The organism is Actinosynnema sp. NPDC059797, assembly GCF_042732085.1.
Classification (GTDB): Bacteria; Actinomycetota; Actinomycetes; order Mycobacteriales; family Pseudonocardiaceae; genus Actinosynnema.
In genome coordinates, this window is record NZ_JBHWIE010000013.1 from 43124 (window position 1) to 57707 (window position 14584).

15 protein-coding genes are annotated in these 14584 nt (G+C 72.7%); 12 read left to right on the top strand and 3 right to left on the bottom strand.

The window, feature by feature from the left end:
- Nucleotides 1-10 precede the first annotated feature (10 nt).
- Nucleotides 11-871, top strand: a complete 861-nt coding sequence (prmC, locus tag ACFV4N_RS06665) for a peptide chain release factor N(5)-glutamine methyltransferase (RefSeq protein WP_499671504.1) — start codon at nt 11-13, stop codon at nt 869-871.
- A gap of 36 nt (nt 872-907) precedes the next feature.
- Here prmC and ACFV4N_RS06670 read toward each other — a convergent pair whose 3' ends face one another.
- From ACFV4N_RS06670 to ACFV4N_RS06680, 3 genes are all read right to left on the bottom strand, one after another.
- The gene (locus tag ACFV4N_RS06670; protein ID WP_499671505.1) at nt 908-2560 is read right to left on the bottom strand and encodes a hypothetical protein; all 1653 of its coding nucleotides are present in this window, start codon (nt 2558-2560) and stop codon (nt 908-910) included.
- Nucleotides 2557-3834: a vWA domain-containing protein gene (locus ACFV4N_RS06675; protein ID WP_499671506.1), complete on the bottom strand. Its 1278-nt coding sequence runs from the start codon at nt 3832-3834 to the stop codon at nt 2557-2559. The genes ACFV4N_RS06670 and ACFV4N_RS06675 overlap by 4 nt, the downstream gene beginning before the upstream one ends.
- A gap of 131 nt (nt 3835-3965) precedes the next feature.
- Nucleotides 3966-4646, bottom strand: coding sequence for a hypothetical protein (locus tag ACFV4N_RS06680; protein WP_499671507.1), 681 nt, complete (start codon nt 4644-4646; stop codon nt 3966-3968).
- Nucleotides 4647-4712: 66 nt separating this feature from the next.
- Between ACFV4N_RS06680 and ACFV4N_RS06685 the strand changes: the two genes are divergently transcribed.
- The 11 genes from ACFV4N_RS06685 to atpD all read left to right on the top strand — a co-directional run bounded on the left by ACFV4N_RS06685 (nt 4713) and on the right by atpD (nt 14542).
- Nucleotides 4713-5345 carry a hypothetical protein gene (locus tag ACFV4N_RS06685; protein WP_499671508.1) on the top strand — a complete coding sequence of 211 codons (633 nt, stop codon included), beginning with the start codon at nt 4713-4715 and terminating at the stop codon, nt 5343-5345.
- 43 nt (nt 5346-5388) lie between these two features.
- Nucleotides 5389-6039, top strand: coding sequence for an L-threonylcarbamoyladenylate synthase (locus tag ACFV4N_RS06690; RefSeq protein ID WP_499671509.1), 651 nt, complete (start codon nt 5389-5391; stop codon nt 6037-6039).
- A 71-nt stretch (nt 6040-6110) separates the two neighbouring features.
- On the top strand, nt 6111-7271 hold the full coding sequence (locus tag ACFV4N_RS06695) for a glycosyltransferase family 4 protein (RefSeq protein ID WP_499671510.1): 1161 nt from the start codon (nt 6111-6113) through the stop codon (nt 7269-7271).
- A 68-nt stretch (nt 7272-7339) separates the two neighbouring features.
- Nucleotides 7340-7798 (top strand): Cg1360 family ATP-synthase-associated protein, encoded by a 459-nt coding sequence (locus ACFV4N_RS06700; protein ID WP_499671511.1) that lies wholly within the window; start codon nt 7340-7342, stop codon nt 7796-7798.
- A gap of 151 nt (nt 7799-7949) precedes the next feature.
- The gene (gene atpB, locus ACFV4N_RS06705; RefSeq protein WP_499671512.1) at nt 7950-8729 is read left to right on the top strand and encodes a F0F1 ATP synthase subunit A; all 780 of its coding nucleotides are present in this window, start codon (nt 7950-7952) and stop codon (nt 8727-8729) included.
- Between the two features lie 64 nt (nt 8730-8793).
- Nucleotides 8794-9048, top strand: coding sequence for an ATP synthase subunit C-like protein (locus tag ACFV4N_RS06710; RefSeq protein WP_499671513.1), 255 nt, complete (start codon nt 8794-8796; stop codon nt 9046-9048).
- Nucleotides 9049-9083: 35 nt separating this feature from the next.
- Nucleotides 9084-9629: a F0F1 ATP synthase subunit B gene (locus ACFV4N_RS06715; RefSeq protein WP_499671514.1), complete on the top strand. Its 546-nt coding sequence runs from the start codon at nt 9084-9086 to the stop codon at nt 9627-9629.
- Between the two features lie 9 nt (nt 9630-9638).
- Nucleotides 9639-10466 (top strand): F0F1 ATP synthase subunit delta, encoded by an 828-nt coding sequence (locus ACFV4N_RS06720; protein ID WP_499671515.1) that lies wholly within the window; start codon nt 9639-9641, stop codon nt 10464-10466.
- Nucleotides 10467-10525: 59 nt separating this feature from the next.
- Nucleotides 10526-12169: a F0F1 ATP synthase subunit alpha gene (gene atpA, locus ACFV4N_RS06725; protein ID WP_499671516.1), complete on the top strand. Its 1644-nt coding sequence runs from the start codon at nt 10526-10528 to the stop codon at nt 12167-12169.
- Between the two features lie 8 nt (nt 12170-12177).
- The gene (locus ACFV4N_RS06730) at nt 12178-13113 is read left to right on the top strand and encodes a F0F1 ATP synthase subunit gamma (protein WP_499671517.1); all 936 of its coding nucleotides are present in this window, start codon (nt 12178-12180) and stop codon (nt 13111-13113) included.
- Complete coding sequence (gene atpD, locus ACFV4N_RS06735; RefSeq protein ID WP_499671518.1) at nt 13106-14542, top strand: F0F1 ATP synthase subunit beta; 1437 nt, start codon at nt 13106-13108, stop codon at nt 14540-14542. Before ACFV4N_RS06730 ends, atpD begins: the two co-directional genes overlap by 8 nt.
- The last annotated feature ends 42 nt before the right edge of the window (nt 14543-14584 follow it).

The window sequence follows — 14584 nt, forward strand, 5'->3', positions numbered from 1 at the left end:
CCTTGCGCGCATGACCCGACACCCGCTGCGGCTGGCCATCCTCGAAGCCGAGCGCATGCTGGCCGCCGCGGGTGTCGACAGCCCGCGGGTCGACGCCGAGCTGCTCGCCGCCCACGTCCTGGGCGTCGAGCGCTCCCGGCTGCCGCTGATCCCGCTGGTGGACCCGCCGGTGGTGGACGCCCTGCACAAGGTCGTGCTGCGGCGGGTGGAGCGCATCCCGCTCCAGCACATCACCGGCTGGGCCCACCTCGGCGGCGTCGACCTCGACGTCGGCCCCGGCGTGTTCATCCCGCGCCCGGAGACCGAGCTGCTGCTCGACTGGGCGCTGTCCGCGGTGGGGCGCGAGGACCCGCTCGTGGTCGACCTGTGCACCGGCTCGGGCGCGCTGGCGCTGGCCGCGGCGCACCACCTGCCGGCCGCGCGCGTGCACGCCGTCGAGCGCGACACCACCGCGCTGTCCTGGGCGCGCCGCAACGCCGACGCCCGCGCGGCCGCCGGCGACACGCCCGTCACGCTGCACGCGGGCGACGTCGCCGACCCCGGGCTGCTGTCCGACCTGGACGGTCGGGTGGACCTGGTGCTGTGCAACCCGCCCTACGTGCCGGAGAGCACCGAGGTGCCGCCGGAGGTGGCCGACCACGACCCGCGCCAGGCCGTGTTCGGCGGCCCGGACGGGCTGGCCGTGATCCGGCACGTGGTCACGGTCGCCGCGCGCCTGCTGCGCCCCGGCGGTCACGTGGCGATCGAGCACGACGACACGCAGGGCGAGTCCGTGCCCGCGCTGCTCTCCGCCCGGCGCGTGCTCACCGACGTGGCCGACCACGTCGACCTGACCGGCCGGCCCCGCTTCGCCACCGCCCGCCGCGCCTGACGCCGGGTCGCCCGACGCCGGATCGCCGCGCCGGGATCAGCCGGCCACCGCGACCGCCGAGACCCCGGTGGCCACCGCGGTCCGCCGGCCGCCGGACTCCACGTAGAGCGTCCCGACCCGCAGGTACTCGTCGGGTTCGGCGATCACCAGGCGCGCGTCGTCCCCGATCGGGCGCGAGGCCAGCAGGGGACCGGCGTCCACCAGGACCCACCGGCCGGCGTCCAGCCGCCAGTGGCCCGCCGGCAGGACCGGCGTGGAGTCGCCGCCGGACGCCGGGCAGGCCCAGCCTGCGTAGACCGCGTTCAGCCTGCCCCCGTCGTCGTACCAGAGGTCCCGGGCGGTCGAGCCGCCGCCTTCGGGCAGCTCGCCGATGGCGCTGCTCCGGGGAGCGCCGGTCGGGGCGTCCACCTCGATCACCGACGTGGGCTCCTGGCAGGCGCCGCCGTGCCAGGTGCCCGCGTACGCGACCGTCCGGCCGTCCGGCGAGACGGCGGCGCTGTCGAGGCCCACGTTGGCGTCGGTCACCCCCAGGTCGCGCACGGACCCGTCGAGGCCGACCAGGTAGAGGGAGTCCGGGCCGCCGTAGGCCGACGGCTCGTCCGGCGAGGCGACGAGCGCGACCCCCTCACCCCCGCCCACCACCTTGGGCGGCAGGTCCAGCACCGGGGGGAAGGCGGGGTCCGTCACGCGGCGCCCGGGCAGCGCCCGGACCGGGGCAGGTCGGGCGCCGGGCGCGCCCAGGTCGAGCACGACCAGGGCCCGCTCCGGCCCGGTCCAGGCGATGCGGCTGCCGCCCACCGGCGCCGCGGACCGGCAGCCGCCGCACGCCACGACCCGGCTGCCGCCCGCCTCGACGTCGACCACGGCGACGCCCTCCTCCGAGGCGGCGAAGGCGAACCTGCCGTCCTCGGTGAACGCCGGCCTGGAGAAGCCGAACCGCCCGGCCGCCTCGGCGACCACCCGCTCGCCCCGCGCGACGCCCAGCCGGGTCTCCGTCACGAACGCGTAGGCGGCCGGCTCCGGCGGCGCGGTCACGCTGATGCGGGCCGCGTCGGGCGAGTCGGGCACGACCAGCTTGTCGAGCTGCTCGGTCAGCTCGGCGGCGTCCTCGGTGAAGGTCACGGCCTGCTCGCCCACCAGCCGCTCCAGCGATTCGCGCCGGTCCGCGGGCACGCGGTGGCCGACGACCCGGATGTCCAGCTCCAGCCCGGCGGCGGCCACGCGCTCGCGGATGGCGCGCGAGACCTCGTCGGGGTCGGAGGTGCAGGCGTCGACCCCGGTGGTGGAGACGACCACGATCCGGTTGCGCTGCGAACCCCGCGGCGGCAGCGGCCCGGCGAAGTCGTCGACGGCCGCCAGCACCCCGCTGAGCAGCGTCGCCCGCCCCGACGGGACCAGCCCCCGCACCGCGCCGGGCACCTCGCCGGCCTCGTCGGCGACCTCGGCGGTGTTGTCCGCCGCGTCGCACTCCCCGCCGAACCGGCGCAGCGCCAGCGCGTCACCGCCGCCGGTGTTGTGCGCGACCGCCTCCACCGCGTCGGCCACCGCCGCGAACCCGTCGCCCGGCGCGGAGGCGTCCACCAGCAGCGTCGTCCGGTGGTCGGGCGTCGAGCGCACCACCGCGTAGGTCACCGCGCACGCGGCCAGCACGACCGCGACGACCGCGCCCACGACCAGCTCCCGCTTCACCCGGTCGCCCCCGGGCCGGTGGCGCGCAGCGCGGCGAGGGCCTCGTTGACCGCGTCCACCTGGGCGTTGTAGTCCTCGGCCGCCCGCTGGAACTCCTCGAAGCGCTCGCCGAACGGCGTGCCGGACCGGGCCGCGTCGAGCAGCCGCCGCGCCGCCTCGACGACGCGGCCCTGCCGGTCGCGGAGCTGGACGGCCTTCGCGTGCAGGTCGACCGCGGCCGGTGTCCGCGCCCGGCCGCGCAGGTCCTCGAACTCGGCGTCCGCGGTGACCGGTGCGACGTCGTCGACGGCCCGCCCGGCCACGTCCAGGCGGCCCTCCACGATCGCCCGCGCGGCCTCGTTGAGCCTGGCCACGGTGGGGTCGAACACGTCGACGACCCGGCGCGCGGACCGCAGGACCGGTTCGACGTTGGCCACCCACTCCAGCGCGGCCCGCAGCTCGTCGGGCGAGTCGGGCAGCAGCGGCGGCGGCGCGTCCGCGCCGGTGGCGAGCTTCGCCAGGTTGTCCCGGTGGTCGCGGTCGAGCTGGTAGCCCACGAACCGGAACTCGATCGCCAGCCCGGCGGCGGCGACCCGGTCGCGCATCTCCTCCTCCACGAAGGCCCGGTCGTCGTCGCACGCGTCCACCCCGTTGCGGGTGACCACGATGATGCGGTTGACCTGCTTGGCGTCCTGCGAGAACGGCTCCGAGAAGTCGGCGGTGGCCTCCACCACGCCGCGCAGCAGCGTCGCCCGGCCGGACGGCGCCGCGGCGCGCACGGCGGCGCCCACCTCGTCGCGGTTGCCCTTGCCGAACCCGACGAGCCGGGTCGTGTTGTCCTCCGCGCCGCACTCGCCGCCGAAGCCGCGCAGCGCGATCGCGTCGTCGTCGCCGGAGTTGTCCAGCGCCTTGCCCAGGGACTCGACGCTCGCGGCGAAGTCCTCCGGCGCGGCGCCCGCGCCGGACAGGTCGACCAGGAACTCGGTCTTGTAGGTCGGCGCGAACTGCGGCACCACCCAGGTCAGCACGGCGTACGCGCCGCCGGCCAGCAGGGCGGCCACGAGCAGCGCGACCAGGGCGTTGCGCACCGCCGGCGGCATCTGGACGCTGAACAGGTACCGCTGGCCGGTGACGCCGCCGCGGATGGTGCCCGCCTGCACGACCGTCCCGATGGTCGTGGCCGTGACGGCGTTGCCCGTGCCGTTCCCCGCCGTGCCGTTCCCCGCCGTGCCGTTCCCCGCCGCGACGTCCGCCGCCACGGCGTCGCGCGCGTCGCCGTGCTCCGGCTGCCCCATGTGCCCCCGACCCCCTCCGGCGCCCGGTCCCCGCCGGCGCCCGACTTCGGTACCCCGACATGATCGACCGGTCGGCGGGGATCCGATCCGCACGATTGCGGTCGGGCGGTGGCGAGTTCGAAGGACCCGGTTCAGGGGCGGGCCGCGTCGACCATGGCGGTGAGCAGCGCCCGCGTGTCCGACCAGACCTCGGGCGGCCCGGACGCGTAGACCACGTACTCGACGCCGCCCGTCTCCCAGTACGCGACCGCGACCCGCCCGGTGGCCTCCGCGAACTCCCACCGCACGCCGGGGTGGCCCCGGATCGTGGTCCCCGCCAGCCCCAGCCGCGCGTGGCCGGGTTCGCGCTCCCGGTCCGCGGCCGCCGCGGTGATGCGCTCCAGCAGCGTCCGGCCGGGGTCGGTCACCGGCGCGCCGCCGAACCGGGCCTCCCGCCGCCCGTCGGGCGCGGTGGCGACCAGGGTCGTGGCCACGGTGCCGGGGCCGACCGCCCAGTCCGCCGGCACGATCGTGACCAGGTCCCCCGGCGCCTCCACGGTGCGGAAGCCCGGCGGGGCCGCGGGGGTGGTGCCCGGGGTCGTCGAAGCGGCGGGAGCCGTGGCCGACGGCGGGGGAGCGGTCGCCCCCGACGTGGTGATGACCGGCAACCGCGGCGTCGTGCCCGCCTGCGCGGCCGGTGGTCCGGGCGTGCCCGCGCGCAGGGCCAGCACGCCCGCGCCGCCGCCCACCACCACGTACGCGGCGGTGATCGCGAACGCCAGCGGCAGCGCGCCGACGCGCCCGGCGCGGGCGCCTCCGGAACGCCTCGCCATCGTGCCTTCCCCCTGCGGCTAGCCTCTGGTGGTCCCAGTCCGCAGCAGTAAACCGGAGGGCCGGCGGTGCCCGTCAACGGCCCGATCGAACCCCAGCCCGGCGAGCACGAGGCGCTGCGCGAACGCCTCGCCGCGCTCGCCGCCCGCCCCACCGACCCCGCCGACGACGCCGCCGCGCGGTCCCGGGCCGCGCTCGCCGACGCGTTCGTGGAGGGCCGGGCGGCGACGGCGGTGGAGCGGGTGCGCCGCGAGCTGCGCCACGCCGGACCGTCGCCGGTGCTGCGCGACCACCTGGCGATCGCCCTGGCCGCCCGCAGCGCCGAGCTGCGCGGCGTCGCGGCGGACGGCGCGCTGGTGGTCACCGACCGCGGGCGGCTCGACGCGTGCCGCGCCCTCGCGCACGAGGTCCTGGAGCTGCGCCCGGACCCCGAGCTGGCCGCGTTCGCCGAGGACCTGCTCGACCGGCTGGACCGCGCCGAGCGCTGGTGCTGGGTCGCGCCCGGCTCCGCGGCCGGCGCCGCCGTCGTCGCGCTGGCCGCGCTGGTGCTGCCGTTCGTGGGCGCGGCGGTCGACAGCGCCGCGGTGACGGCGGGCGGCGTGGCCGCGGGCGCGGCGCTGGTGTTCGGGTGGGTGCTGGCGCACCGCAGGCGGCGGTGGGTCGCGGACGCGGGCGGGCCGCTCCGGCGGTCCGGTCTGTGACCTCCGCCGCTGGGCTCCTCCGCGCTGTGCTTGGATCAACCGGGTGAGCACGATCTACGACTGCGCGGTCCAGGACGACCGCGCCGCGGGTCTCGCCGCAGCCGCGGGCGCGGTGCGCTCCGGGCGCCTCGTGGTCCTGCCGACCGACACCGTGTACGGCATCGGCTGCGACGCGTTCGACGCGACGGCCGTGCGCTACCTGCTGGAGGCCAAGGGGCGGGGCCCGGACATGCCGGTGCCGGTCCTGGTCGGCTCCTGGACCACCGTCGACGGCCTGGTGCTGAGCGTGCCCCGCCAGGCGCGCGCGCTGATCGAGGCGTTCTGGCCCGGCGGCCTGTCGCTGGTCCTCCAGCACGCGCCCTCGCTGAACTGGGACCTCGGTCACACCCGGGGCACGGTGATGCTGCGGATGCCGCTGCACCCGGTCGCCCTCGAGCTGCTGCGCGACGTCGGCCCGATGGCCGTCTCCAGCGCGAACAAGTCCGGCTTCCAGCCCGCGACCACCGCCCAGGAGGCGTGGGACCAGCTCGGCGAGGACGTCGGCGTCTACCTCGACGGGGGTCCCGCGACCGAGCACGTCGGCTCCACCATCGTCGACCTGACCGGGCCCGACGCCGTCGTGCTGCGCGAGGGCGCGGTGCCGGTGTCGGAGGTGTCCGAGGTGCTGGGCGTGGAAGTCGAGGTCGCCCGCTAGTGGATCTTCCCGATCGGAGTAGCGTGGTGCCCACTCCGCCCGACACCCCGTCCCCGAGGGGCTAGTTTGCCGTGGGCCAGTTCTCTGCCGTCTCCAACGTCCTCCCCGTCCGGGAGTACCTGCTCGTCGCGCTGACCGCCGCCGTCGTGACCTTCCTGCTCGTGGGGCTGGTCCGCGCGCTGGCGTTCCGGATCGGCGCGGTCGCCTACCCCCGCACCCGGGACGTGCACGTCAAGCCCATGCCCCGGATGGGCGGCCTCGCCATGTACGGCGGCGTGCTCGGCGGCATGCTGCTGGCCCACCAGCTCCCCGTGCTGCGGTCGGCGTTCGACTTCTCCAACGACCCGTACGCCGTCATCGTGGGCGGCGGCGTGATCGTCCTGGTGGGCGTGCTCGACGACCGGTTCGAGCTGGATTCCCTGACGAAACTCGCCGGCCAGGTCACCTCGGCGGGCATCCTGGTGCTGTTCGGGCTCCAGTGGCTGCTGTTCTGGGTGCCGTGGGGCGACGACGGCGAGGGCACCGGCTCGCTGCTGTCGCTGGACCAGAACCAGGGCGCGATCCTGAGCGTGCTGCTGGCCGTGACCATGATCAACGCGATGAACTTCGTGGACGGCCTGGACGGGCTCGCGGCCGGCATCGGCCTCATCGCCGCCGCCGCGACCTGCGTGTTCTCCATCGGCCTGCTCGGCAACAACGGCGGCGACGTGGGCGCGTACCCGCCCGCGCTGATCGCCGCCACGCTCGCCGGGGCGTGCCTGGGCTTCCTGCCGCACAACTTCAACCCGGCGCGCATCTTCATGGGCGACTCCGGGTCGATGCTGATCGGCCTGATGCTGTCCGCGGCCACCATCTCGGCCTCCGGCAAGATCAACTACGAGTCGGTGCGCGCCACCGACGTGCTCGGCCTGCTCTCGCCGCTGGTCGTGGTGGCCGCGGTGCTGTTCGTGCCGATGCTCGACCTGCTCATGGCCATCGTGCGGCGCACCCGGCGCGGCGAGAGCCCGTTCTCGGCGGACAAGATGCACCTGCACCACCGCCTGCTGGAGATCGGGCACTCCCAGCGCCGCGCCGTGCTGCTGATCTACCTGTGGGCGGGCGTGCTCGCGTTCGGGGCGGTCGCGCTCACCCTGTTCGACGTCGCGGTGGTGGCGTGGTGCCTGGCGATCGGGCTGCTCCTCGCGCTGTTGGTCTCCGCGATACCCAGACTTCGGGAAGTGCGGCGTTCCTGACCCCCGATTGAGGGTCGCCGATCACCGGCCTTTTACACTCGGTATCGACCGGTGGGAAGGGGTGACACATGAGCCAGGACGAACCTGCGTCCACCGCCGAGTGGACGCACGAAAAGGTCGTGCGGCGCCTCGCGGGCGAGATGTTCCGCGGCGCCCTGTGGGCGGCGCTCGGGACGGTCGCCGTCGCGGCGGTGCTGTGGACCGCGCTCTCCGGCGTCCCCGGCCTGGTCAGCGCCCTCATCGGCGGTGCGCTCGCCTGCCTGTCGTCGGTCGCCACGCTGCTGGTGATGCGCAAGACCGCCGCCCTGCCGCTCCAGTTCATCATGATCGCCGCGTTCGCCGGCTTCCTCGGCAAGCTGCTCCTGCTCATCGCGGTCATGCTGCTCGTGCGGCGGTTCCCGGCGCTCGACGACAACGCGCTGGCGCTCACGATGGTCGCCACCATCGTGGTCGCGACCTTCATGGAGGTGCGCGCTTCCAAGCGCAGTCGCAGTCAGATGGTGGTGCCCACCCCCGGCAACACCTGATCTACCGGCTGGTACGGTGCGCGCAGACGGGACACCCAGGTAGGCGGGGTGCCTCTCGCGGGCGCTTGCGGTCCGTAAGGTACGTTAAGTCCCGATCGTGACGATTCCCCCGGCGGAGTGAACGCCGGCCGGGAGAACCGGAAGGAACACAGTGACCATGACGGTGCTGGCCGCGGGCGATGAGTTCGTCGCTCCCGGCACGAAGGACTTCTTCCCGCCGGCGATCTTCGGCGACGTCACCAAGCCCATGGTGCTGCTGGTGCTGTCGATCGTCATCATCGGGGCGTTCTTCCTCGCCGCGACCCGCAACCTCAAGCTCGTCCCGGGCAAGCTCCAGTTCCTCGGGGAGTCGGCCTACGACCTCGGTCGCAACTCGATCGCCCGCGAGCAGATCGGCGCCAAGGACTTCAAGCCCTTCGTGCCGCTGATCCTCACGGTCTTCTGCTTCATCCTGGTGAACAACCTGTTCGGCCTCATCCCGCTGATCCAGTTCCCCACGATGTCGCACATCGGCTTCCCGCTGGCCGTCTCCCTCCTGGTCATCTACCCGGTCTACCACTTCGTCGGGTTCCGCCGCCACGGTTTCCTCGGGTACCTGAAGCACCAGACCATGCCGCCCGGCGCGCCGTGGTACGTGCTCATCCTGCTGATCCCGATCGAGTTCTTCCAGAAGTTCGTCCTGAACCCGCTCACGCTCGCGATCCGAGTCTTCGCGGCCATGTTCGCGGGTCACCTGCTCCTGTTGGTGTTCACCTTGGCGGGTGAGTACCTCCTCTTCGCCGGCGGCGTCACCGTGGTGGTCGCGCCGATCGCCTTCGCCTTCGCCATCGCGCTGACCTTCCTGGAAGCGCTGATCATGGTCCTCCAGGCGTACATCTTCGCGCTGCTGTCCGCCAACTACATCGGCGCGGCGCTGGCCGAAGAGCACTGAGAAACCACTCAAAGCCTCCGATCCGCGGGTGTTCCGCGGACCGAAGTGAAAGGGAACAGCACAAGTGAGCGCTATCGTTCTTGCCCAGGAAGCCGCCAACAGTGGTGTCACCAACGCCGGTCTCGCGGCGATCGGCTACGGCCTCGCGGCCATCGGCCCGGGCATCGGCGTGGGCCTGATCTTCTCCTCGGTCATCAGCGGCACCGCCCGCCAGCCCGAGGCTCGCGGCGTGCTGCTGGGCCTGGCGTGGACCACCTTCGCCATCGTCGAGGTCCTCGCGCTGCTCGGCTTCGTCGTCTACTTCCTCGCCGCCGGCTGATCCTCCGTTCACCGCTACAGAGGAAGAGGTCCCAGATGAATACCCTCATCCTGGCCGCGGAAGGCGAGATCAACCCCGTCCTTCCGCACACGTCCGAGATCATCCTCGGTCTCGTCGCGTTCCTGCTGCTGCTCTTCGTCATGAAGAAGTTCGTGGCGCCGCGTTTCGAGGCGTTGTACGCGGAGCGTGCCGCCAAGATCGAGGGTGGCATCGAGAAGGCCGAGCAGGCGCAGGTCGAGGCGCAGAAGCTGCTCGAGGACTACCGCGCGCAGCTCGCCGAGGCCCGTGCCGAGGCGGCCCGCATCCGCGACGACGCCCGCATCGAGGGCGAGCAGATCATCAGCGAGCTGCGGGCCAAGGCGCAGGAGGAATCCGCGCGGATCGTCGCGCAGGGGCAGACCCAGCTGGAGACCCAGCGGTCGCAGATCGTCGCGGAGCTGCGCGGCGAGCTGGGCCGGCTGGCGATCGACCTCGCGGACCGGGTGGTCGGCGAGTCGCTGGAGGACGAGGTGCGCCGCCGGGGCACCATCGACCGCTTCCTGGCCGACCTCGACGGCACGTCGGCCCCGGCCGCCAAGTGAGGAACGCCGATGACGCTGCACGCCGCTAGCCGAGACGCCCTGGCCGCCGCCGAACTGCGGCTGCTGGAGGTCGTCGACGCCACGAAGAACAGCGCGGCCCTGGGCGAGCTGGGTGACGAGCTGTTCGCGGTCGTCGGCCTGCTGTCCGGCCGGCCCGCGCTGCGCCGCGCGCTGGCCGACAACGCCACCGAGCCCGCGGCGCGGGAGCAGCTGCTGCGCGGCCTGCTCGGGGGCAAGGTCACCGACCCGACCCTCCAGGTGCTGGGCACGGTCGTGACCAGCCGCTGGTCGAGCCCGCGCGAGCTGGTCGACGGCGTCGAGTCCCTGGCCCGGACCACGCTGCTGGTGCGGGCCGAGCGCGACGGCCGGCTCGACGCGGTCGAGGACGAGCTGTTCCGGCTCGGCCGCATCATCGCGGGCAACCACGAGCTGGAGCTGGCCCTGTCCGACCCGGCGGCCGACGCGGCGGGCAAGGTGGCGCTGGTCGACGGCCTCATCCAGGGCAAGGTCGACGCCACCACCAAGTCGCTGGTCGACCAGCTCGTCCGGGAGCCGAGGGGCCGCGGCGTCGTCGCGGGTCTGGGCGACCTGGCGGCGCTCGCGGCCAAGCGCCGGGAACGTTCGGTCGCCCACGTGCGTTCCGCTGTTGAGCTGGATGCGGCGCAGCGGGACCGGCTGGAGGCCACGCTGACCCGGATCTACTCGCGCCCCATCGCCCTCCACGTCGAGGTCGACCCCGCCCTGCGCGGCGGCCTGCTGATCAAGATCGGTGACGAGGTCATCGACGGCAGCGTGGCGGGTCGGCTCGCGGCACTGCGCCGCGACCTCGCCGGCTGACCGACCGGAACCGCGGCCCACAAGCCCCTTTCCCAGAACGAAGTGAGAGCAGGAACGACATGGCGGAGCTGACGATCTCGTCGGACGAGATCCGCAGTGCGATCGAGAAGTACGTCTCGACCTACTCCCCGGAAGTCAGCCGGGAAGAGGTCGGCGTCGTCGCGGAGACCTACGACGGCATCGCCATCGTCGAGGGTCTGCCCGGCACCATGACCAACGAGCTGCTGGAGTTCCCCGGCGGCGTGCTCGGTGTCGCCCTGAACCTGGACGTGCGCGAGATCGGCGCCGTCATCCTGGGTGACTTCGACAAGATCGAAGAGGGTCAGGAGGTCAAGCGGACCGGCCAGGTGCTCTCGGTGCCGGTCGGCGACGGCTTCCTGGGTCGCGTGGTGAACCCGCTCGGCCAGCCGATCGACGGCCTCGGCGACATCGTCGCCGACGCCAACCGCGCCTTGGAGCTGCAGGCCGCCACCGTGCTGCAGCGGCAGCCGGTGAGCGAGCCGATGCAGACCGGCATCAAGGCCATCGACTCGATGACCCCCATCGGCCGCGGCCAGCGCCAGCTGATCATCGGCGACCGCAAGACCGGCAAGACCGCGGTCTGCATCGACACGATCATCAACCAGAAGAAGGCGTGGGAGTCGGGCGACCCGAAGCAGCAGGTCCGCTGCGTGTACGTCGCCATCGGCCAGAAGGGCTCCACCATCGCGGGCGTCAAGACCGCGCTGGAGGAGGCGGGCGCGCTGGAGTACACCACCATCGTCGCCGCCCCGGCGTCCGACGCGGCCGGCTACAAGTGGCTCGCGCCCTACACCGGCTCGGCCATCGGCCAGCACTGGATGTACGAGGGCAAGCACGTCCTCATCATCTTCGACGACCTGACCAAGCAGGCGGAGGCGTACCGCGCCATCTCGCTGCTGCTGCGCCGCCCGCCGGGCCGCGAGGCGTACCCGGGCGACGTCTTCTACTTGCACTCGCGCCTGCTGGAGCGCTGCGCGAAGCTGTCCGACGACCTCGGCGGCGGTTCGATGACCGGCCTGCCGATCATCGAGACCAAGGCGAACGACGTGTCGGCGTACATCCCGACCAACGTCATCTCGATCACCGACGGCCAGTGCTTCCTGGAGTCGGACCTGTTCAACGCCGGTGTGCGCCCGGCCGTCAACGTGGGCATCTCGGTGTCCCGCGTCGGTGGCGCCGCGCAGACCAAGGCGATGAAGACGGTCTCCGGCTCGCTGCGCCTCGACCTGTCGCAGTTCCGCGAGCTGGAGGCGTTCTCCGCCTTCGCCTCGGACCTCGACGCCGCGTCGCGCGCCCAGCTGGACCGCGGCGCCCGCCTGGTCGAGCTGCTCAAGCAGGGCCAGTACTCGCCGGTCCCGATGGAGGAGCAGGTCGTCTCCATCTACCTCGGCACCAAGGGCCACCTCGACTCGATCCCGGTGGGCGACGTCCGCCGCTTCGAGGCCGAGTTCCTGGACCACCTGCGGCGTTCCCACGAGGCCGTGCTGTCCGACATCCGCGAGTCCAAGAAGCTGTCGGACGACGCGGAGCGGGGCATCGTGGACGCCGTCACCTCCTTCAAGCAGCAGTTCACCGCCTCGAACGGCACGTCGGTCGTCGACGTCCCGGCCGACGCGATGGACGCCGACAAGGTCGGGCAGGAGTCGGTGAAGGTCAACCGACCGGCTCCGACCGAGAAGTGACGTAGGCCATGGCGGCACAGATCCGGGAGCTGCGCCAGAGGATCAGGTCGGTCAACTCGACCAAGAAGATCACGAAGGCGTACGAGCTCATCGCCACGTCCCGTCTCGCCAAGGCGCAGACGAGGGTCGCGGCGTCGAAGCCCTACGCGGAGGAGATCACCGGTGTGCTCTCCTCCCTGGCCACGGCGTCCGCGAACCTCGACCACCCGCTGCTGACCGAGCGCAAGTCGCCCAAGCGCGCCGGCGTGCTCGTCGTGACCAGCGACAAGGGCATGTGCGGCGGCTACAACGCCAACGTGCTCAAGGCGGCCGAGGAGCTGTTCTCGCTGCTGCGGTCCGAGGGCAAGGAGCCGGTGCTCTACGTCGTCGGCCGCAAGGGCGCCGGGTACTACCGCTTCCGCCGCCGCGAGATCGCGGGCGAGTGGAGCGGGTTCTCCCAGCTCCCGCACTACGTCAACGCCAGCGAGGCCGGTGAGGTGCTCGTCAAGGCGTTCGTGGCGGGCAGCGACGACCAGGGGAACGACCCCGGCCCCGACGGCGTGCTGGGCGTGGACGAGCTGCACGTCGTCTACACCGAGTTCAACTCGATGCTGAGCCAGACGCCGGTCGCCAAGCGGATCGCACCGATGGTCGTGGACTACGACCCGCAGGCGCCGAAGCTCCAGTCGGTGTACTCGTTCGAGCCGAACGCCGAGGCGCTGCTGGGCGCGTTGCTGCCCAAGTACGTCAAGACCCGGCTCTTCTCGGCGCTGCTGGACGCGGCGGCCTCGGAGTCGGCGGCACGCCGGACCGCGATGAAGGCGGCGACGGACAACGCCACCGAGCTGGTCCGCACGCTCAGCCGCCAGGCGAACGCGGCCCGCCAGGCCCAGATCACCCAGGAGATCAGCGAGATCGTCGGTGGCGCCTCCGCGCTTACCGGTGGCGCAGGAAGTGATGAGTGACATGAGTGCTACTGCCACCACCACCCGCACCGGCCGTGTGGTCCGGGTGATCGGTGCCGTCGTCGACGTGGAGTTCCCGCGCGACGCGGTGCCGGAGCTGTTCAACGCCCTGCACGTGGAGATCACCTACGAAGCGGTGGCCAAGACGCTGACCCTGGAGGTCGCCCAGCACCTGGGCGACAACCTGGTCCGCACCATCTCGATGCAGCCGACCGACGGCCTGGTCCGCGGCGCGACCGTGACCGACACCGGCGCGGCCATCAGCGTGCCGGTGGGCGACGTCGTCAAGGGCCACGTGTTCAACGCGCTGGGCGACTGCCTCGACCAGCCGGGCCTCGGCCGCGACGGCGAGCAGTGGGGCATCCACCGCAAGGCGCCGTCCTTCGACCAGCTCGAGGGCAAGACCGAGATCCTGGAAACGGGCATCAAGGTCATCGACCTGCTGACCCCGTACGTCAAGGGCGGCAAGATCGGCCTGTTCGGCGGCGCGGGCGTGGGCAAGACGGTGCTCATCCAGGAGATGATCACCCGTATCGCCCGCGAGTTCTCCGGCACGTCGGTGTTCGCCGGCGTCGGCGAGCGCACCCGTGAGGGCACGGACCTCCTCCTGGAGATGGAGGAGATGGGCGTGCTCAACGACACCGCCCTGGTGTTCGGTCAGATGGACGAGCCGCCCGGCACGCGCATGCGCGTCGCGCTCTCGGCGCTGACCATGGCGGAGTACTTCCGCGACGTCCAGAACCAGGACGTGCTGCTGTTCATCGACAACATCTTCCGCTTCACCCAGGCGGGCTCCGAGGTGTCGACCCTGCTGGGCCGCATGCCGTCCGCCGTGGGCTACCAGCCGACGCTGGCGGACGAGATGGGCGAGCTGCAGGAGCGGATCACCTCGACGCGAGGCAAGTCGATCACCTCGCTGCAGGCGATCTACGTGCCGGCGGACGACTACACCGACCCGGCGCCCGCCACCACCTTCGCCCACCTGGACGCGACGACGGAGCTCTCCCGTCCGATCTCCCAGAAGGGCATCTACCCGGCGGTGGACCCGCTGTCCTCGTCGTCCCGGATCCTGGAGCCGACCATCGTCGGCGAGGAGCACTACCGGGTGGCGCAGGAGGTCAAGCGGATCCTGCAGAAGTACAAGGAGCTGCAGGACATCATCGCGATCCTCGGCATGGACGAGCTCTCCGAGGAGGACAAGGTCCTCGTCGGCCGGGCGCGTCGCCTGGAGCGCTTCCTGGGCCAGAACTTCATCGTGGCCGAGAAGTTCACCGGCCAGCCGGGCTCGTTCGTGCCGATCAAGGACACGATCGAGGCGTTCGACCGCGTCTGCAAGGGCGAGTTCGACCACTACCCGGAGCAGGCGTTCTTCTCGTGCGGCGGTCTCGACGACGTCGAGGCGAACGCGAAGAAGCTCGCCGGCAAGTGAGCTGAGGCTCTCGGAGGGCCGTCCCCCTGGTGGGGACGGCCC

Bases quoted from the DNA above. Each gene is read 5' to 3' on its own strand.
- prmC (WP_499671504.1), top strand. From the start codon at position 11: ATGACCCGACACCCGCTGCGGCTGGCCATCCTCGAAGCCGAGCGCATG.
- ACFV4N_RS06675 (WP_499671506.1), bottom strand. From the start codon at position 3,834: ATGGGGCAGCCGGAGCACGGCGACGCGCGCGACGCCGTGGCGGCGGAC.
- ACFV4N_RS06680 (WP_499671507.1), bottom strand. From the start codon at position 4,646: ATGGCGAGGCGTTCCGGAGGCGCCCGCGCCGGGCGCGTCGGCGCGCTG.
- ACFV4N_RS06700 (WP_499671511.1), top strand. From the start codon at position 7,340: ATGAGCCAGGACGAACCTGCGTCCACCGCCGAGTGGACGCACGAAAAG.
- ACFV4N_RS06715 (WP_499671514.1), top strand. From the start codon at position 9,084: ATGAATACCCTCATCCTGGCCGCGGAAGGCGAGATCAACCCCGTCCTT.
- ACFV4N_RS06720 (WP_499671515.1), top strand. From the start codon at position 9,639: ATGACGCTGCACGCCGCTAGCCGAGACGCCCTGGCCGCCGCCGAACTG.
- atpA (WP_499671516.1), top strand. From the start codon at position 10,526: ATGGCGGAGCTGACGATCTCGTCGGACGAGATCCGCAGTGCGATCGAG.
- ACFV4N_RS06730 (WP_499671517.1), top strand. From the start codon at position 12,178: ATGGCGGCACAGATCCGGGAGCTGCGCCAGAGGATCAGGTCGGTCAAC.
- atpD (WP_499671518.1), top strand. From the start codon at position 13,106: ATGAGTGACATGAGTGCTACTGCCACCACCACCCGCACCGGCCGTGTG.